Raw genomic sequence first — 20441 nt, 5'->3', positions numbered from 1 at the left:
AATCCGTACCTTCCCTAATGGAAGTACAGTTCACAGGCCGAGGCTTTTTTGGTAGGACACACTCTAAGTCCTAAAGCGGCCGATTGTATCCCACGAGTACAACCAATTGTTACTGTGAGGAAGTGGTTGCTGACACGTTACCGACGAAAGCTGTTTCGGGACGCAATCGCGGCAACTTCTAGAAGCATTGGATTCTCCCGGATTCAGACAGAACAGGATTTGCAGGTCATTGCCAGCCAATTATGGCGGTCAAATTTTAGAACATAAACAAAAACTGAATTCAACTAAACTTAATGAATGAACAATGACTAAACATTGCATCTTGAGTATTTTCAATGTAAACTTCTATTATTAATATCTTAGGACAGGAGCTCTCGTTATGAAAATGGAGGATATTGCCAAATTGGCGAATGTATCTAAAGCAGCTGTATCTTTAGCATTTAGTGGGAAACCAGGTGTCGCCCCTGAAACACGAGAGCGCATTTTACAGGTTGCTCAAGAAGCTGGTTATATGCCGAAAGCAAGGTCAATAGTCTCTACTAAGATGGATAAATCCCTTCTATTTCTTGTATGTGTAAATTCCGGAATTGTCCTTGAGGAATATTACCAACAACCATTTTTTAAAGAATTAATTCACTTTATTGAAGTACGATGCAGGCAATTGGGATATTCTCTTATTTTCTCAACTATGGATTTGGAGTATATAGAGCGAGATATCCATGCGATTGCTGAGGAGAAGCGTAGCGAAGGTATGATTGTTCTTGGGACTAATCTGACTCGAAAGCATATCGAAGTGATTCATGCCAGATTACCGAACGTAATTGTTCTCGACACATGTTTTGAAACGTTGCCTGTACAGTTTGTAGAAATTAATAATGTTATGGGGGCTTATCAGGCAGGATCCTATTTATGTCAAATAGGTCATTCTTCCATTGGGTATATCGCTTCCAATATACGTATTCACAATTTTGAAGAGCGTTCTCGCGGTTTTCAATTGGCTCTCGAAGAATGGGGAGTACAGATTCCTGAATCGCACCGGCTGTCCGTAGCTCCCACCATATTGACATCCCAGGATTCACTTAAGCAGCAGCTCAATGAATATATCCAAAGTGGGAAAAGTCTACCAACCGCTTGGTTTTGTGAATGCGACTACATAGCTATTAGCGCAATGAAAACTATGGCAGAGCTTGGTATCCGTGTCCCCGAAGACACTTCAATCATCGGCTTCGACAACATTACTGAGTCGGTAATTATTACTCCGGAATTGACGACTGTACATGTAGAGAAAGAAAAAATGGCGACTTTGGCGGTGGATCTGTTGACTGGATCAATTGAGCATGGGGACCAAGGGAAAGTTAAAATGATGGTCGACACACAATTGGTAATTCGCAAATCGTGTGCACCACCAACTGATGCAGCTGTAGTTGGCAAGGGAACAACAAAGAGACAGCCCATATAGGGCCGGTCTGGACCAATCATTGCCGAAAATCAAAAGCAAATGAATGCCTGGGCAAAGGAAATAATATTAAGTAACCTGCTTAAGAGGTAACCGAAGAGAGTGTCCCAAACTAACATGGCCTGACGGCCGCTATAATGAATGAAAATGTCTTGGCTTGCGAATCCGCAGCTTCCCTAATGGAAGTGCAGTTCACAGTCCAAGGCTTTTTTGGTATGGGGGACACCGCTATTTTTTTAATTTCCCAGGAAACTCACCCAATAAGTTTAGTTAACTATAGTTATTATTTAGTTTATGTTCAGTTAATTAATCTGAATAGACTCGTTGACAACGCTTTATACGGGTGATACTATGATCGTGTAGATAATATTTAGCTAAATTTCATATAAACATTTTAGTTTTATTAAGTTTATTTAAGTAATTTATTTAATAAGGAGCAACGATTATGAAAAAGCTGAAACTGGGATATGCCCCAACACGCCGGTTTACATTTAGTGCCGAGGATGCTTTTAAATACAAAGTGGAGATTCGTAAGCAGATTGAGAGTTTTGGCATGGACATTGATATTGTAGATTTGGAAGGGATAAATGAAGAGGGTTTGCTTTATGATGACCATATGAATGCGGATTTGATTGCTAAACGATTCAAGGAGGAGGAAGTCGACGCGGTTTTTTTCCCGCACTGCAATTTTGGTACAGAAGATACGGTAGCGCGGGTAGCGAAGCAACTCGGCAAGCCAACTCTTCTCTGGGGGCCTCGTGATGAAGCACCGTTGGCAGACGGTATGCGCCTGCGTGACACTCAATGCGGCATTTTTGCTACAGGGAAGGTTCTGCGCAGATTTAACGTGCCCTTCACTTATGTAACGAACAGCTGGGTGACGGATCCGGTGTTTGAACGGGGCTTCACGAACTTTGTTGCAGCGGCAAATGTAGTCCGGCAGTTCAAGAGCCTGCGCATTCTGCAAATTGGCCCGCGTCCCGCCTCATTCTGGACGATGATGTGCAATGAAGGAGAGCTATTGGAACGGTTTGGGATTGAGATTCATCCGATCACTTTGGTCGATATCCAGCTCAGAACGAAGAAGATTGCCTCCGGCAACAGCGCCGAACTGCTGGACACGATCGATTACATTAAAGAGCGGCTTGATTACAGCGAAGTGACGGAAGATGATGTGAAGCGGATTGCGGCGCTGAAGGTTGCGATGAAGTCTTTTGCCCGTGAGACTGGAAGCAGTGCGATTGCCATTCAGTGCTGGTCTTCGCTGCAGGATGCGATGTCGATTATGCCTTGTCTGGCCAATGCCATCCTGACCGATGAGCAGATCCCGGTGACCTGTGAGACAGATATTCATGGTGCGATTACTTCCATTATGGTTCAGGCGGCAGCCATGAATGAACATCCGACCTTCTTCGCGGACATTACGGTGCGCCATCCCGAGAACGACAACGGTGAGTTGCTGTTTCACTGCGGAAACTTCCCGGTGTCGCTCTCTGTGGAACAGAAGCCGAAGCTGCGCAAGCATTTTCTATTCGACGATCACGCACCGGGAACCCATGAAGGGGAAATTAAGGGCGGCGGTATGACGATTGCCCGCTTTGACGGCGACCACGGTGAATATTCAATGTTCTTAGGCCGGGCACGCGGCATCGAAGGACCATACTCTCGTGGCTCCTACGTATGGGTAGAGGTCAATGATTGGCCGCTATGGGAAGAAAAGTTGGTTAAAGGTCCTTATGTCCATCATTCCGTAGGCATTCACGCAAATGTTATTCCGGCCATTTATGAGGCCTGCAATTATATTCCCGGTCTGACTCCAGACCCGGTGGATCCAACCGAACAGGAGATGCAGCGTTGGCTGAGAGGCTCAGATCTTGTGCGGAAGCAGCGTTCGGATATTTTGGTATAGGCAGTTTGGGCAGGTAAGAATTTAAACATGTATACAAGGAGGATATTATGGAAACCCGACAATTGAAGATCAAGGCCGCACAAATCCGCATGGATTTATTGAGCATTATTCATCGGGCCAAAACAGGTCACACAGGTGGCTCTCTGAGCAATACAGACATTCTCACCGCACTTTATTATGAGATTATGAATATTGATCCTGCCCGTCCGAAATGGGAGAAGCGTGACCGCTTCATTGCAAGCAAAGGGCATTCGGTGGAATCGCTATGGTGCATTCTTGCAGACAAGGGTTTTTTCCCAAAAGAAGAGCTGGAAACCTATAGCCAATTCGGAACCAGACTGATCGGCCATCCCAATAATAAGGTGCCCGGTATTGAGATGAACACTGGAGCGTTGGGCCATGGTCTCCCGATCTCCGTGGGAATGGCACTGGCAGCCAAACGTGACGCTCTTTCATACAGAGTCTTCTGCTTAATGGGTGACGGCGAACAAGCGGAAGGATCTAACTGGGAAGCGGCAATGGCCGGTGCGCACTACAAACTGGATAATTTGATCGGCATCATTGACCGCAACCGGCTGCAGATCAGCGGATCAACGGAGGAAGTGATGGGACTTGAGCCGCTGGAAGACAAATGGACCTCATTCGGCTGGAATGTCGTTCCTGTTAACGGCAACAACATGGAGGAACTAGTACAGGTCTTCCGTGCAGCGCCCGAGGTTGCAGGTAAGCCAACTCTTGTGATGGCTAATACCACTAAAGGCAAGGGTGTTTCCTTTGCTGAAAATGTGCCGGCTTGGCATCACCATGTACCAAGCGACGAGCAGCTTGCCACTGCTCATGCCGAACTCAGATCCGTAATCGAAGAATTGCAGCAGGAAGGACAGGTGTCTCAGTCATGAACAAGATTCCGAACCGTCAGGTAATTTGCGATACACTTCTTGAGCAAGCCAAGGATGACCGGGATATTATTGTGCTGGCCAGCGACTCGCGCGGATCTGCCGCAATGGCTCCCTTTGCGAACGCTTATCCGGACCAATTCGTTGAGGTAGGAATCGCCGAGCAGAACATCGTCGGCATGTCTGCCGGGCTTGCCCATAGCGGTAAGAAGCCGTTTGTCACTTCGCCAGCCTGCTTCCTCAGCATGCGCAGCATTGAACAAATCAAGGTCGACGTCGCTTATTCCAGAACGAATGTGAAGTTGATCGGCATCAGCGGCGGTGTCAGCTACGGTGCGCTGGGCATGTCACACCATTCGGTACAGGATATCGCAGTAGCCCGGGCCATTCCGGGGCTGGCGGTTGTGCTGCCCGCCGACCGTCATGAAACGAAGAAAATGACGGAAGCTCTGCTTAAGTATGAGGGTGGAGTATATGTGCGGATTGGCCGCAATGCGGTAGAGGATGTTTATGAATCTGCAGATTATGTGTTTGAAATCGGCAAAGCTGTGACGATGAAGCCAGGAACGGACATAACTATTATCGCCGTGGGAGAAACCGTGCGGATTGCCATGGATGCCGCAGAGCTGCTGGCCGCAGAGGATGTGTCCTGCCGGGTGATCAATATGCATACGATTAAACCGCTGGATGAAGAGGCTATTATTGCCGCCGCGAGAGAGACAGGAAGAATTATTACCGTCGAAGAGCACAGCATCTATGGTGGACTGGGAGCAGCAGTGGCAGAGGTGGTAGTGCAGTACTATCCGGTTCCTATGAAAGTGATCGGCATCCCCGATGAACCAGCGATTGCCGGCACAACCACCCAGGTCTTCCGGCACTATGGTATAACAAGCGATCATCTCAAGCAGGTTGCGCTTGAAATGACTGAGAAGTAGAGGGCGGGTGTGATGGAGCAAACGAAGAAGTTCATTCTGGTTATTGACCAGAGCACCTCCGGTACCAAGGCATTGCTTGTCGACCATGACGGCGTTGTGATCTCCCGTACCTCCATGGAGCATAAGCAGCATTATCCTCAGCCCGGCTGGGTTGAACATGACCCGCTGGAGATTTACGAGAATGTGATCCATACGGCCCGGTTTGTACTGGAGCAGGCAGGTACCACTTCATCGGAGATTGCCGTGCTAACCCTGACGAACCAGCGGGAAACCGCGCTGGTCTGGGACCGGACGACCGGCCTCCCTGTATATAATGCGGTGGTCTGGCAGTGCCAGCGGACGGCGGAATCCTGTTCCCGATTGAAGGCAGCCGGGTATGAGGGCACCGTCCGTGCCAAAACAGGCTTAATGATCGATCCTTATTTCTCGGCAACAAAATTCAGATGGATTCTGGATCATGCCGCTGGAGCAGGTGAGCTGCTCGAGGAAGGCAGGCTGCTGGCGGGAACCATCGACAGCTGGTTGATCTGGAAGCTGACCGGCGGCGTAAACCATGTCACCGATTACAGCAACGCCAGCCGTACCTCTCTCTTTAATATCCGGTCGCTGGAATGGGATGAGGAGCTTAGCGAATTATTCGGAGTTCCGATTTCACTGTTGCCAGAGGTTAAAGCCTCTGACATGGTGTTCGGTTATACAGAGGCAGGCGGGCTGTTCAGTGAAAGTCTGCCGATCTCAGGTGTGATCGGTGATTCACAAGGTGCGCTTTACGGCCATCAGTGCTTTGAGCCCGGCATGGCCAAAGCAACATACGGTACGGGCACTTCAGTGATGATGAATGTCGGGGAACATCCGGTTGATGGTGGCGAAGGACTGGTCACCGCCATTGCCTGGGGAGCCGGAGGAACGGTGACCTATGCGCTTGAAGCCGTCATTCGTACCACAGGTGACAGTATTAAATGGACGCGGGACAATCTGGGGTTATTCTCTACTTTTGAGGAGATGCAGGAGCTGGTGGAGGATACTGAGAGCAATGAGGGAGTGTATCTGGTGCCTGCGTTTGTCGGGTTAGGCGCACCATACTGGGACCCGTATGCCCGAGCAGCCATACTGGGCATGAACCGGGGGACCCGCAAAGGGCATGTGATCCGGGCTGCGCTGGAAAGCATCGCTTACCAGGTGCGCGATGCGGTGGAGTTTATGCAGCGGCAGTCGGGAATTACGCTGCGGGGTCTCCGCACCGACGGCGGCGGTTCCGCCAACGGCTGGCTGATGCATTTTCAGGCAGACATTCTCGGCAGCCGCGTTGTTCGCTCCACCTGTGCTGAGCTGTCCGCTATAGGTTCGGTCTACCTTGGAGGGCTCGGGGTCGGCTTCTGGTCCGATCCTGCAGAGCTCGCCGCCAAATTTCAGATGTACGAATCCTACGAGCCGCTAATGAATAACGACATCAGAGACCGCAATTATACTGGTTGGCAGACGGCGGTTCATTCCATTCTACAGCCGGCTGATCCATCCCCAGCGTTAAATCCTCTGCTAAATATAAGTACTACGCCATGAGGTCTAATCCCCTAATCACCCGGCGGTCCCGGTAGAAACTGGAGGAGCGGAGTTACCACTGCTCCTCCAGACATTCTATCCACTCATAGGCGAATTCTGATTATTAATTGAGATGAAGACCATGCATAAGTCATTTGGCAGAAACCGGGCGGCGTATCTCCCCGTAATCAAAGGGTCGAGGCCAAAGAGCCCCCGGATTATATCTGTATGAGCAGTGACAAGCGAAGTTAATAGGAGGCAAAAATGTATGACTTTTAGTGAGAATAGCAAAATTGGTGAGCTGTGGGATAATGCTGAGGCTCGAAGTATTTTACTAAAGTACATTCCGAGCTTAGCAGAGGCTCCGCATCTTCTATTTTTTCCGAAGATGCAGACACTGCCCATGTATGTGTTGTCCAACCAGCGTTCACTTGCTTGGCCGGAGGGCAAGCTGCAAAGTGTCTTGGCTGAGCTTTCAGTTATTCCTCAACAAGAAGTAGATCAGGTAGAGAACGATATACCATTAACGCCTATAAGTGATTGTGTGAAGGATGGAAGTGTAGTTTTGACTGCGCCAGCAAGTGTTGAAAAGTGGGGCGTATTTGAAATTGAACTACAAACAATCAGCAGCGGAAATCCGTATCTGGAGGTTACATTAAGCGCCGAATTTGTAAAAGGTGACCGTAAGATTACCCCTCTTGGTTTTTATGATGGAGATGGAGTATATCGTATTCGTTTCATGCCTCCTGAAGTGGGAATATGGACATTTCAAACCCTTAGTTCCAGCCATTCGCTGAACGGGATAGAAGGTCAAGTGGAATGTACACCCCCGCTCCCAAATAACCATGGTCCGGTGCGGGTGAAGAATACTTTTCATTTTGCCTACGAGGATGGATCACCTTATATTCCTGTGGGTACGACAAGCTATGCTTGGATACATCAAGGGAATCAGCTTGAAGAGCAGACACTTCACACATTATCAACTTCACCCTTCAATAAGCTTAGAATGTGTGTGTTCCCCAAGTCGTACCTGTACAACACCAATGAGCCTCAATATTATCCGTTCGAAGGTTCGATAGATCAGGGCTGGGATTATACAAGATTTAATCCGGAGTTCTTTAGACATCTGGAGCAGCGAATATGCGATCTCGGAAAACTGGGCATAGAAGCCGATCTGATTCTTTTTCACTCTTATGACAGATGGGGATTTGCGGAGATGAGCCAATCGGAAGATGACCGTTATTTGCGGTACATCGTTGCGAGACTGGCAGCATATCGTCACGTGTGGTGGTCACTTGCCAATGAATATGATTTCATGTGGGCCAAAAATCTGGACGATTGGGAACGATTTGCCGGGATTGTCACGGAGAATGATCCTTATCACCATTTGATTTCCAATCACAACGGCGTGTCTTTTTACGATTTCAACAAACCATGGGTTACACATTGCAGTATCCAACGGATAGATGTTTATAAGACAGTGGAAGCAACGAATCAATGGCGGGAACAGTGGCAGAAACCGGTTGTTATTGATGAATGCGCATACGAAGGTGATATTGATCAAGGGTGGGGCAATATTACGGGAGAAGAAATGGTTCGGCGGTTTTGGGAAGGCGCGATAAGAGGAGGTTACGTCGGCCATGGTGAGACTTACTTAAACCCGGAAGAGATTTTGTGGTGGGCCAAAGGAGGAGAACTGCACGGAAGCAGCCCGGCGAGAATTGCTTTTTTGCGCAGCGTTATGGAAGCGGGACCTGCTGAGGGGCTTAATCCGCTCCATTCAGATTGGGATCTTCCGTGTGCCGGAGTAGAAGATGAATATTATTTATTTTATTTTGGATTCAATCAGCCGAAATTCCGCATCTTTAACATGAAGCCTGGCATCTCCTATAAGGTCGAATTGCTCGATACCTGGAATATGACTATTCAGGAACTGGATGAAAGGTATGAAGGCAGCTTCAGGATTGATCTTCCCGCAAAACCATATATGGCGGTACGTATGACGAAATAGAAGATAAGATATCGTACGGAAAGTGAAATAGGTATAAAAGGCGGCTGTCGTCCATTAGGACAGCTGTCTTTTTTCTATAATCCAATATTCATCAGTTCTTTGCGGGAAGCTGCCTGTGATAAGATGAATTAGCTATAAGCTGTCCGGAAGGGGCAATATCATGCGGTGGAGAAAAATCACTTATAATCAAAAGCTTTTTATAACATTTCTGCTGATCAGTTGTCTGCCGGTGCTGCTGCTGGGAACTATTGCTTACAAAAAATCCGCTGACACTCTTAAATCTCAGACAGAACAGGATTTGCAGGTCATTGCCGGCCAATTAAACACTTCTATTGAGAAACAAATCAGCGATTTTGATCGTTTCAGCATCCTGCCATACTACATGCCCGAAGCCTTTAAAATTCTTAGTCAGCCCTATGTTCCCGAGGAACAGTGGAGTTCGGCTAAACTGAATGCACAGAAGCAGCTGATCCGCCTTATGAGTGCGTACCCCTCCATTAATACATCCATAAAGGGTATGGTCCTCTATGGGGATAAAGGAAGTATCAGCGGATACCGGTCGAACGACTCTTCATCCATTAACAGAGCTTACAATGCGTCCGGTGAAGCCTGGTATAAGGAAGCCCGATTAAAAAAGGGCGGTTTTGTCGTTTCCGGGGTGCATGAGATCAGGCAGTTTGAAGGAGAACCGTTTGCCGCCATAACAGGGGCAAGAATGCTGCTTGATGACCGGATGCGGCCGATTGCAGTCATTGCCTTGCATATTTCTCCCGATTTCATTGATAAAATTATCCGGTCTTCGCAACTGGGAGATACCGTGGTCACTGTCGTAGACAGGGATGGCCAGCTGGTATACACATCCAATCAACAGGTTGCCAGCCAACTGCTTAAGGAGAACTCATTGCATGAGCGGGTGGGGATATGGATGACCAGTGGTGAAGGCGAAGAGGGCAAGATTGCTTATAGAGGTGTTGTGAAAAAAAGCAAATACCTTGGGTGGAGTATTTATTTGGGTAAAAATCAAAATGATCTTTTGCGCGATAGCCGGATGATCCGCCGATACACATTAATTATTGCCATAACACTAATGATTGCAACTGCTGTAGTCTCCTGGCTGCTGGCCAGAAACCTGTCGCGCCCTATATTGCGTCTGATTCGCTCAATGAGAAATGTGGAGCAGGGGAAATTCGAGGTGCTGGAACTAACAGGCCGTCAAGATGAAATTGGACAGCTCCATCTAAGCTATTCAAGGATGGTTAAGCGCCTGGAGCGCATGGTCCAGTCGATCGCGGAGAAAGAACATCAGAAGCGCAAAGCGGAATTGTATGCGCTTCACTTGAGGATTCAGCCACATTTTCTGTACAATACTCTAAATTCTATCCGGATGATTGCGATTATGCAGCAATCTCAACAAATAGCAAAACTGATTCATTCACTCAATCGTCTTCTGCAATCGTACCTGAAGCTGGATGATGGACCCATGCCTTTATCTCAGGAAATTGCGCTGCTCAAGAATTATGGGCAGCTAAAGGACCTTCGTTATACGAACACCTTTCTAATTGAATGGGATGTGCCAGAGGAACTGCTGTATTCAGAAATTCCTCCTATGCTGCTGCAGCCCGTGTTGGAGAACGCAATTTTCCATGGTTCCAAAGGCTTGAACCGCACGTTGAAGATTCAAGTTAAGGCCTCCCTGGTCAGAGAGAATTCGGATTTACAAATTGAGGTTTGTGACGATGGAATTGGAATATCTGAAGATCAAATTTCGCGGTTACTCGATGACCGGATGCTTACGGGGACTTCCAGCATTGGACTCAACAACGTGAATGACAGAGTCCGCCTCCGTTTTGGAGAGGACTACGGTCTAACCGTTAAACGTCTGGAACAGGGGACTGCGATAACAATAACCTTACCTTATAAAGAAATACATGAAGGAGGGAGCTGAAAATAATCATGTGGAATCTGCTGGTAGTGGAAGACGAATCCATTGTAAGAATGGGCCTGCGTTATATGGTGAATTGGGAGAACTGCGGAGTTTGCTGGAAGGCTGAAGCGTCCAATGGAGAAGAAGCGCTGCAAATACTGGAGATGGAAGAAATTCATATCATCATGATTGATATTCGAATGCCCGGAATGGATGGACTTGAAGTGGTTCGGCACATTCGCAAGCGGGAATATCCGAATATGCAGATTATTTTTTTAAGCAGCTATGATAATTTTAATTATGTAAAAGAAGCGATTCGTCTGGGAGTTGTTGATTATTTGCACAAACCTACCATGGACGAATTAGAGGTCATGACCACATTGCGCAAGACGATTGCACTTCTGGAGAAAAGCGCAGTCAAACCAAACCTTCACTGGACCGAGAAGGAACGGAATGAATGGCTGGTATCTTTGCTTGATGTTTACACGTATCCGCATGAGCGGATAGAGAAAGAATTGCTGAATGCTGATTTCTCCAAAGGATTATGGCTTTCCGCGTTTCGCATGCGTGATGATGCGGTCGACCAGATTGTGGACAATGGTGAGGCAGAACATATGAAATTCATCTCAATCCGCTACTTAGTTGATGAGTATGTAGCCAAGGATTGGGGTGGAGTGGTATTCCACCGCAGCCATCGCGAGATTATTTGGCTAGCACCTGCCTCTTCGAAAGAAGGAGAAGAGGATGCGGCTGCCAGAGAGCACTATTTGGATAGACTCCGCAACAAAATTTTTGAACTACTCAATGTTTCACTGATTTTTTCCAGTAGTTCCATTTACACAAAGCTGCAGGATGTTCCGCAGGCTTATCTGGAGGCTGAGCTTAAGTTCCCTGTTAATCAACAGAGCGACAGCTTGTACGTTCGGATGGCCAAAGAATTTGTGGACCGGCATCTATTGGAGGATGTCTCATTGCTTAAAGCGGCGGAGTCCATTCCGATCAGTTCTGGCTATCTGAGCCGGATTTTTCTTAAAGAAGTCGGTGAAAGCTTCAGTGAATACGTTATCCGTAACAAAATCAGTTATTCGCAGAAGCTGCTGCGGGAAACCAACAAAAAAGTATATGAGATTTCAGAAATGCTCAGCTATACCAATCCGCATTATTTCGGCAAGCTTTTTAAGGAACGCATGGGTATGACTCCACTGGAATACCGCAACCGTTAGAGCATAAAAACATACGAAATAACCTAAATAATATAGTCGTATAGATATCTGAAATTCACCCTCTGTAAAGCAGCATGAAAGTGTAGAAAATATCATATCAGTCTCGTTTTCCGAAAAGTTGAAGCGCGGTAAACTGAATTCAAGCAAAACATACAGCGGTTGTTTGCTCAAAAATACACAGGGGGAATGAACGTATGAGAAAAAAGCGTCTTATATTTTTGCTAGCGATTACAATGGTTCTAGTTGTTGTGCTATCCGCATGTAGCTCAAAAGAAGGCAGCGATAAAGCTTCATCAGCCTCGGACACCGGGGAAACCACTATCTCGCTGTGGGTGCTGAATGATCAAGCGGCGTATCTGAAGCCCATTCTCGAATCCTTCCAAAAAGACAATCCGACAATACATGTGGAAGCTACTTATTATGGAACTGATCCTCTAAAAGAGTCCCTTAAAGTGGCCGCATCCTCCAAAACTTTGCCGACAATGTGGTTTACCTGGGGGGGATCTCTGGGTGCCTTCTACCCTGAAAACGGATTGACTATGGATTTGACGGAAACAGCAGCAAGTCACAAATGGTCAGATATTTATAATTCTGCAGCACTGGATATGGTGAAATATGATAATAAAACCTCCGGTATTCCGTTCCATGTGGCTTCCCTGGGCATGTTCTATCCTAAAGAACTGTACACAAAATTGAATTTGAACCCTCCCACTTCATTTGCTGAGTTCGAACAACAGATGGGGAAGATAAAGGAAAGTGGCATTACCCCGCTTGCAGTTGGCGGAAAAGGCGGCTGGGACGTTATGCGTTTGACAGAACAGCTATTAGAGTATTTCGCCGGTCCCGAACTTCATGACAAACTAAATGCGCTGGAAGCCTCTTGGGCAGATCCTGCCGTTGAGAAATCATTCGAGAAGCTGAAGGAATGGTCTGACAAGAACTATTTTGAGAAGGGATTTATTACACTTGATCCCCTGGAAGCAGAGACACCTTTATATCAGAAGGAAAGAGCCTATGCATTGACAGGTCCGTGGATAGATACGAATATTTCCGGCGCGGGCAATGCCCCCGATAGTTTTGGAGTCTTTAAATTCCCGAATGATCAGCCAAAAGTGCGAATGTCAAGCTTTACTGAAATGTTCCAAATTAGCGGCAGCGCCGACGGGAAAGAACAGGAAGCCGCTGTGAAGCTTGGGGAGTATATCACTGGTCCTGATATTGTCAACAAATATATTGACCAATATGGCGCCCCTGCTCTAAAAGAATTTACTTTCTCGAAACAGTCGCCGCATACCTCCGAAATGGCCGGAATGATCGGTGACGGCAGCTTCCTGATCTCAGATCAAGCATTGCCGCAAGCTGTAGTGCAAAAGCTATTTGAAGCTCAGGATGCTGTTGTTCTTGGAGAATGGACTCCTGCGCAGGCTGGACAGGAAATTCAGAAGGCGGTTGAAACCTATAAAAGCGGAAATTAATACAAGAGCAGCCCGGCTAAAGGAGAGCGGCCATGAAGGCCGCTCTTCTTTAGTTCGGATAAGCAGGGGGGACTCTATATGAAAATTAAATATTGGAAGCCGTGGACATTTGTGCTCCCGGCGTTGGTGGCCTACCTTATAGTCATTGTAGCTCCATCACTATATACACTGCGTCTCAGCTTTTTCAGCTGGAATGGTATCGCTGCGGATAAGAAATTTGTTGGAATAAAAAATTACACTTATTTACTGACAGAAGACGCGGTATTTAGAGTTGCTCTCCGAAACAATATTTTGTGGATGGCCGGTTCCTTAACGGTAATTATCGGCCTCGGTCTGATGTTTGCATTACTGCTTAACCGGAGGTTAAAAGGCAGATCGGTGTTTCGGAGTATCTTTTATTTCCCATATGTATTGTCGGGCATCATCGTGGCGTTGATGTGGACTTGGCTTTACCATCCGACTAAAGGATTCTTTAATGTTATTTTGCAGCAAATAGGTCTCAGTCAACTGACGCATCCTTGGCTGGCCGATCCAAAAACAGCATTGGCCGCAGTTTTTGTAGCAGCTGTCTGGCAGGGTGTCGGGCTGCCCATGGTCTTATTTCTTGCCGGACTCCAAAGTATTCCGCGAGATTGTTACGAAGCGGCTATTATTGACGGTGCGAAGCCCCGCCAATCCTTTCGGTATATTACCATACCGCTGCTCAGCGAAACCTTCGTTATCGTTTTCGCAACGACATTGGTTAATGCCATGAAAGTGTATGACATTATTTACGGAATGACAGCGGGGGGGCCGGCACAAAGCACACAAGTGTTGTCTTCATGGATGTATTATCAAACCTTCAAATTCAACAATATCGGTGTCGGTTCGGCGATCTCCTGGGTACTTGTTTTGATAACCATGATCATTATTATCCCATACGTTTACTATACCAATAAAAAATCTCATCTCTAATTTTCTAAGAAGAAGGTGCGCATAACAATGGAAGAAACACAAAATTCTACTTTTTCTAAAGTTGTAAACTACATTTTGCTTATTGTTCTGGCAATCATTTTTCTGATTCCCATTCTATTTATTATAATGACTGCCCTGAAATCTAACGCGGATTTAGTGAAGAATCCGGTGTACGCTTTTCCGGAAATCGTGAAATGGGGCAACTTTTCTGAAGCCTGGGACAAAATGAGCATATATATCCGCAACAGCTTGTTTATTTCTGTGGTAAAAGTACCTATCGGCATCTTGATTGAGGCACTCGCTGCCTATGCGTTAACTCGAATGAACTTTAAATGGGCAAATGCGCTGTTCGCTTTTTTTCTGATCGGTATGATGATTCCTTTTCAGGCTACTTTGGTGCCGCTGAATATGATGTTAAACCACTTTGGGCTTGAAAATACGTATCCCGGCATTTTTATGGTATACATTGGCTTTGGAGTCCCTTTTGGCATCATGGTGCTGCGCGGTTTTCTGCGTTCCATCCCTAAGGAATTGGATGAATCGGCATTTATCGATGGCTGCGGCGAACTGGGAAAGTTTTTTCGCATCATATTGCCCATTGCCATGCCGGCCATTGCTACTCTGATCATTTTGGACTTTTTATCCACATGGAACGAGTTTCTGCTCGCGCAAATCTTTATTACTAAGAATTCAATGCTGCCGGTAACAGCTGGGTTGCTCACCTTTCAAGGCCAGCATTCGAATGATTATACTCTTTTGAGTGCGGGCGTACTTATATCCATTGTTCCGATACTTGTAGTTTACTTGTTTTTTCAGAGATATTTCGTAGCAGGAATGGCGGGGGCAGTCAAAGGTTGAATTTTTTCAACTGTAAACTGTTAAAAATCACCTTAAATAAAATTATTGTAAAGCATAGATTAAAGAAAGGCTAATTGGAAAAGTGGGAAAAACTAGACTTTCGTAGTAAAACAAGAATACGTATCAAAAAAACGAAATCAATCTCTTCGGTATAGGCATCAACGGACATTCCCTTTTGAATAAAGGCCCGTATGATATCTGCCCTACTGAGATGCTGGGTTGCTGCATCCTTTTTCAATGCTTCATATTGTTTCTTTGGGAGCTTGACGGTGATTTTTTTCTCAGCTTGTGGCATGGCATCTCCTTCCCATTGGGATATTTTTATGCGACATTCGTTTACCGGGTGATAATTACTAAAAATGTCGGTGGAAGCACCGCTTCCATGCTGATTCCTCGCAAAATGTCATTTTGCTATTTGAATTGGTGATTTCTCTTCAGTTGTGGGCTGTGTGGCGTCCGGATACTGGTCCGATATCCTAACTGATCATACTTATGGGCCAATTTAAAGGCAGCCTCTTGTCCCCAATTGGGAGCCGGGCTGCCATCTCTATAAGTGGCGTTATAGTCATTATCTAAGCAGAAAATGATTTCATGAATAGTGTGTTGGGATAGAATTTTTTGGTTAGCATAAATACTCCTCAATTTAAAAAGTTAGAAAATGCCTTGAACAACATAAATTTAAGGAATAAAAGCGACATTATAATGGATCACGATCAATTAGAGAACGGGGATCATGGGATTTATGAACACATGTCATTACAGGCAAGTATCGCACATCAAAACCATAAGTTCATTCCAATGGTGAAATACCAGAACCATTACAATTAACCACTAAACAGTCTTTCATGATACAGTTTAAAAGTGGTGTAGCTTTATGAGTAAGTATTTTAAAAACTTTCATGAATTAAACTGAGGTGCTCAATGAATCGAATTTTACTGGTTGAAGATGATGATAATTTGGTATTCGGTATTGAATATACTTTAACGAGTGAAGGATATACCGTTGTTCTTGCCAATAGCCTAGAACAAGCCAGAAAGGCATTCAAGACGGACGAAGTCGATTTAATTTTGCTGGATATAAATTTACCTGATGGTTCAGGATATGACCTGTGTAGGGAAATTCGTGCATTATCCCGGGTGCCCATCATTTTCTTGACAGCTTTGGATGAGGAGACAAATGTTGTTGCTGGTCTTGATTTGGGAGCAGATGATTATATGACCAAACCGCTGCGTACCAAAGAACTTCTCTCTAGGATGAAAGCCGTATTAAGGCGCAATCATAAGTCCGCGGATGAACCGAATAGATGGATATCCGACGATATTGAAGTTCGAGTTCTAGAAGGAATTGTTCTTAAATACAATCAGGAACTTTTATTGACGGGGCTGGAATACCGGTTGCTCTTGATGTTAATGACTCACCCCAAGCAAATTTGCAGCAGAAGCATCATTCTTAACAGTTTGTGGGATATGTCAGGAGAATTCATTGATAACAACACCCTTTCGGTTCACATCAGAAGGTTAAGAGAGAAGATCGAGGATGTTCCTGCTGTACCGAGATATATCATTACCGTTCGAGGAGTCGGATATAAATGGAATGCAGATGTTATAGGAAGATAAACCATGAATGAATTCGTCCGTAATCCAGAGTGGAAGTCTATTACTGTTAAAGCAATCGTATTACAAGTTATGTTAGCGGTGCTTATGTTCTTTTTTATGAATTATCAAGTCAGTCAGATCAATAAGGCCATGGTTAATCAAAATGCTGCATTGATTGGTTATGTTTTGAAGCTAGCTCCTCAGCTGGAAAATGAAATTATCCACTTTATCACTCAGGGTGCACAAGAAGATGAAATCGTAGCGGGAAAACGCAGCCTGGCTCAATATGCATACACGGAAGATATGCCCGTAAACGATCAGCCTGTACTCTCGGATAACGCCTTACCCTTCAAAACAGCGGCTCAGGTTTTGCTTTTTAGTATTCCATTTCTGTTGTTATTGGGATGGGAATACCGCAAAATATTTGACAAGATTCGGGCCATAACCTTTGCAGCGGAGCAAGTTGTTGAACGTCAGTTTGATCAGCCCCTTCCGGAGAATGATGAAGGTGACTTTGGCACGTTAGGACGAAACTTTAACGCCATGGCCGAAAGGTTACATAACAGTCTTCGGCAACTCCAACAAGAGAAAACATTTCTACGCAACCTGCTTTCCGATATTTCGCATCAGCTCAAAACGCCGCTGGCAGCTCTCATCGTTTTTAATGAGAATTTGCTGAATGATCCTCATATGAAGGAAGAAATGAGGACGAAATTTCTGGATCGAAGCCGCCTACAACTAGAGCGAATGGAATGGCTGATTATCAGTTTACTGAAGCTGGCACGGGTCGAAGCCGGAGCAATAACGTTCCAGAAAGAACGTGTGAGAGTAAGAGAAATGATCGATCATGCTGTACATTCGTTGCGAATGTTATCCGAGCAAAAGAAGCAGCAAATTCACATTCATGGTGGAGAAGCTATGTATGTTTGGGCGGATGAAGAATGGCTAACAGAAGCCTTAATTAATTTGATTAAAAATGCACTGGAACACACGCCCCTAGAGGGCGCAATCGACGTTATTTTAGAAGAAAATTCGGTATTCCAGACTGTAATCATTCGAGATCGGGGAGAAGGCATTTCCTCAGAAGATTTGCCACACATTTTTGAACGGTTTTATAGCGGGAGAAGCACGGAAAAGCCGCAAAGTCTTGGTATCGGCTTGTCCTTATCCAAGTCCATTATTGAAGAGCAAGGCGGTATGATCACCGTTGTAAGTCAGTTAGGGATAGGAACAGAATTTAGGATTTCCTTTAATAAAGGGGAAAGAAGAGGAAGCTTACAATAACGTAAGCTTCCTCTTCACTTTATTGTAAGCTTCGATCTTTATAATAACAAACATACAAAGTGAAACATTAGCTCAGGAGGTAAATAAGTGGAAATACTAAAAACTGTTAATTTATGCAAGAACTATGGAAGTGCAGAGGCAAAGGTTGAAGCTTTAAAAAATGTGAATTTCTCCGTCCAGCAGGGAGAATTTGTTGCTATCGTAGGAGCCAGTGGATCAGGAAAAAGCACCTTAATGCATCTTCTAGGTGGAGTGGACCGCCCGTCAAGTGGACAAGTCATCATCGATGGTATTGATATTTATGCCAGAAGTGAAGAGGAGCTCGCTGTATTCCGGAGACGGAAAATAGGATTTGTTTTTCAATCCTATAACCTGATCCCAGTCCTATCTACAGAGGAAAACATCAAATTACCCATGCTATTGGAGAACAAAAGGGGAGATGATAAGTATGTCCTGGAATTAATGGGGCTATTAGGTCTGACCGAGCGGAGACAACATCTTCCATCCGAATTGTCAGGCGGACAACAGCAAAGAACGGCGATTGGCCGTGCGTTAATTAATAAACCGTCGATTATTTTGGCGGATGAACCTACCGGAAATCTGGACAGTAAAAACAGAAAGGAAATTATGGATTTACTTACGTTTTCCGTTAAAAAATATAATCAGACGTTGATTATGATCACGCACGATATGAATATTGCTAAAGTTGCAGATCGGGTCGTAAGAATCGAAGACGGAGTCCTTCTACAGCCAAATGAGGTGAGTCCGTTTTGAAAAGCTACACAGATCTTACTGGGAAATATTTAAAAGGGCAGAAAAAAAGATCGCTGCTTACGATCTTCGGCATAATCCTGTCCGTTACGCTGCTTACGTCCATTGGTACAATCGGGATGAGCTATTGGGATAAGTCAGTCAGACAAACCCTGCGGGACTTTGGAGATTATCACGTCTCTCTCAATGGTATTTCAGGAGAAGCGGTTCCGAAAGTCAAAAACAACGCAACCGTAAAAAGTGCCGGCGTCATCAGTAGAGAAGGCTATGCTGTCATTAAGGAAGCAAATGAGAAGGAAAAGAAGGAAGATCCGTTTGCCGCACCCTACCGGTACCTGAATGTCAAGGAATATGATGCGAGTGCAATGAACATGCTTCATCCACAGCTAGACTCGGGCAGGTACCCGGAAAATCCGGATGAAATTATCATTCTCTCATCCAGTTTGAGTTATTTTTCTAAAAAACCAAAGCTTGGCGAAACGATAACGCTAAACCTTGGAATCCGGAAGGTGGCGTCAACGGGTGAAGACAAAAAGATTAACGGACTTGGCGATTTTGGTTGGGACCTTGACGAGACTTTCCAGGCTCAATCCCAAAAAGAATATACTGTTGTAGGCTTTATGAAGCCGTCAAGCACAGGGAACTGGTCTTCCAGATACATCTTTCCTGCAATTACTTTCAATGATAACAAAAGCATCGATAACAACAAAAATTACTTTATTTACGTCAAAATGAAATCATTGAATGACATCAAAAAGAAGACGGAAGATTTGATGTCCTCTTTACAGCTGAGTAATGTCGAACAAGGTTCCGCTATGCAACTGGATAGGGAGAGCTATATTGAAAATGTAAGAATTGAGTACAATAATGAACTGCTTAAATTGTATGGCAAAAGCACTTATGAAGGTGTAAATAACAGCTTGACCCTAGCATTCACAGCTGTCATTACGATAATAATGATTTGTACGATTGCCATGATTTATAATATTTTTCATATTTCTGTACTGGAGCGGATTTCACAATTCGGCATGTTAAGATGCATTGGAGCTACACCAGCCCAAATTCGCAAAATTGTACTGCAAGAAGCGGCCCTGCTGAGCTTGATCGGCATCCCCATCGGGATTCTTACGGGAACCCTTTTTATGAAGGTATTGTTTTACAATATCAGCTTGTTAACGTTAGGTTTCTTAAATGATATGAGAATGGTCATTTCCGCGCCGGTTCTAATCACTGCCGGTTTATTGGGCTTGCTGAGCGTATTCCTTTCCGCTATTGGACCAGCTAAACAAGCAGCTCGCGTATCGCCTCTCGAAGCCCTGAAAAATGTGGGAAGCACGAAGGTTGAAAAGATCACAAAGATCAAAAAGTCTCTGCTCGTTAAAACGCTGTTTGGCATCGTAGGGCAATTTGCAAGCAGAAATTTACAACGGAACAAGAAACGTTTCCGGATTACAGCCTTTTCCATGATTATTAGTATTATTTTATTTATTGTCTTTAGTGGTTTGGTTGGTTTTATTCAGCAAACAACACAAATCTCGGGTATGCAGTATTCTTATTCGCTTTCCTATAATGGTCCTTCAGGGCGAATAGATGATACTGTGTATAAGCAT

General features: G+C 45.2%; 16 protein-coding genes. 15 read left to right on the top strand and 1 reads right to left on the bottom strand.

The window, feature by feature from the left end:
• Positions 1-379: 379 nt before the first annotated feature.
• From A3842_RS25375 to A3842_RS25325, 11 genes are all read left to right on the top strand, one after another.
• The gene (locus A3842_RS25375) at positions 380-1459 is read left to right on the top strand and encodes a LacI family DNA-binding transcriptional regulator (protein ID WP_074103155.1); all 1080 of its coding nucleotides are present in this window, start codon (positions 380-382) and stop codon (positions 1457-1459) included.
• 442 nt (positions 1460-1901) lie between these two features.
• Entirely contained in the window at positions 1902-3365 is a 1464-nt protein-coding gene (locus A3842_RS25370) for an L-fucose/L-arabinose isomerase family protein (RefSeq protein WP_074103154.1), read from the top strand.
• Between the two features lie 47 nt (positions 3366-3412).
• Positions 3413-4264, top strand: coding sequence for a transketolase (locus tag A3842_RS25365; RefSeq protein WP_074103153.1), 852 nt, complete (start codon positions 3413-3415; stop codon positions 4262-4264).
• On the top strand, positions 4261-5196 hold the full coding sequence (locus A3842_RS25360; RefSeq protein WP_074103152.1) for a transketolase family protein: 936 nt from the start codon (positions 4261-4263) through the stop codon (positions 5194-5196). Before A3842_RS25365 ends, A3842_RS25360 begins: the two co-directional genes overlap by 4 nt.
• A 12-nt stretch (positions 5197-5208) precedes the next feature.
• Complete coding sequence (glpK, locus tag A3842_RS25355) at positions 5209-6756, top strand: glycerol kinase GlpK (RefSeq protein WP_074103151.1); 1548 nt, start codon at positions 5209-5211, stop codon at positions 6754-6756.
• 247 nt (positions 6757-7003) lie between these two features.
• Complete coding sequence (locus A3842_RS25350; protein ID WP_074103150.1) at positions 7004-8746, top strand: DUF5605 domain-containing protein; 1743 nt, start codon at positions 7004-7006, stop codon at positions 8744-8746.
• A gap of 160 nt (positions 8747-8906) precedes the next feature.
• On the top strand, positions 8907-10691 hold the full coding sequence (locus tag A3842_RS25345; protein WP_074103149.1) for a cache domain-containing sensor histidine kinase: 1785 nt from the start codon (positions 8907-8909) through the stop codon (positions 10689-10691).
• A gap of 8 nt (positions 10692-10699) precedes the next feature.
• Complete coding sequence (locus A3842_RS25340) at positions 10700-11893, top strand: response regulator (protein WP_074103148.1); 1194 nt, start codon at positions 10700-10702, stop codon at positions 11891-11893.
• A gap of 194 nt (positions 11894-12087) precedes the next feature.
• Positions 12088-13368, top strand: a complete 1281-nt coding sequence (locus A3842_RS25335; RefSeq protein ID WP_074103147.1) for an ABC transporter substrate-binding protein — start codon at positions 12088-12090, stop codon at positions 13366-13368.
• A gap of 78 nt (positions 13369-13446) precedes the next feature.
• A complete protein-coding gene (locus tag A3842_RS25330; protein ID WP_074103146.1) occupies positions 13447-14322 on the top strand; it encodes a carbohydrate ABC transporter permease in 876 nt (291 codons plus the stop codon).
• 27 nt (positions 14323-14349) lie between these two features.
• Positions 14350-15180 carry a carbohydrate ABC transporter permease gene (locus tag A3842_RS25325; protein ID WP_074103145.1) on the top strand — a complete coding sequence of 277 codons (831 nt, stop codon included), beginning with the start codon at positions 14350-14352 and terminating at the stop codon, positions 15178-15180.
• A 70-nt stretch (positions 15181-15250) separates the two neighbouring features.
• Here A3842_RS25325 and A3842_RS25320 read toward each other — a convergent pair whose 3' ends face one another.
• Positions 15251-15475: a ribbon-helix-helix domain-containing protein gene (locus tag A3842_RS25320; RefSeq protein ID WP_074103144.1), complete on the bottom strand. Its 225-nt coding sequence runs from the start codon at positions 15473-15475 to the stop codon at positions 15251-15253.
• 626 nt (positions 15476-16101) lie between these two features.
• On the opposite strand from A3842_RS25320, the gene A3842_RS25310 reads away from it, so the two are divergent.
• The 4 genes from A3842_RS25310 to A3842_RS25295 all read left to right on the top strand — a co-directional run.
• Complete coding sequence (locus A3842_RS25310; RefSeq protein ID WP_074103142.1) at positions 16102-16797, top strand: response regulator transcription factor; 696 nt, start codon at positions 16102-16104, stop codon at positions 16795-16797.
• Positions 16798-16800: 3 nt separating this feature from the next.
• Positions 16801-18060, top strand: a complete 1260-nt coding sequence (locus A3842_RS25305) for a HAMP domain-containing sensor histidine kinase (RefSeq protein WP_074103141.1) — start codon at positions 16801-16803, stop codon at positions 18058-18060.
• Positions 18061-18147: 87 nt separating this feature from the next.
• The gene (locus A3842_RS25300; RefSeq protein WP_074103140.1) at positions 18148-18834 is read left to right on the top strand and encodes an ABC transporter ATP-binding protein; all 687 of its coding nucleotides are present in this window, start codon (positions 18148-18150) and stop codon (positions 18832-18834) included.
• A partial coding sequence (locus A3842_RS25295; RefSeq protein WP_143186370.1) for an ABC transporter permease occupies positions 18831-20441 on the top strand: 1611 nt, incomplete at its 3' end. The genes A3842_RS25300 and A3842_RS25295, both read left to right, overlap by 4 nt.

The organism is Paenibacillus sp. P3E (assembly GCF_001909045.1).
In the GTDB taxonomy this organism is placed as follows: Bacteria; Bacillota; Bacilli; order Paenibacillales; family Paenibacillaceae; genus Paenibacillus_AQ; species Paenibacillus_AQ helianthi.
The sequence above is the reverse complement of the archived record's forward strand: the minus strand, read 5'-3'. Positions and strand labels throughout refer to the sequence as shown.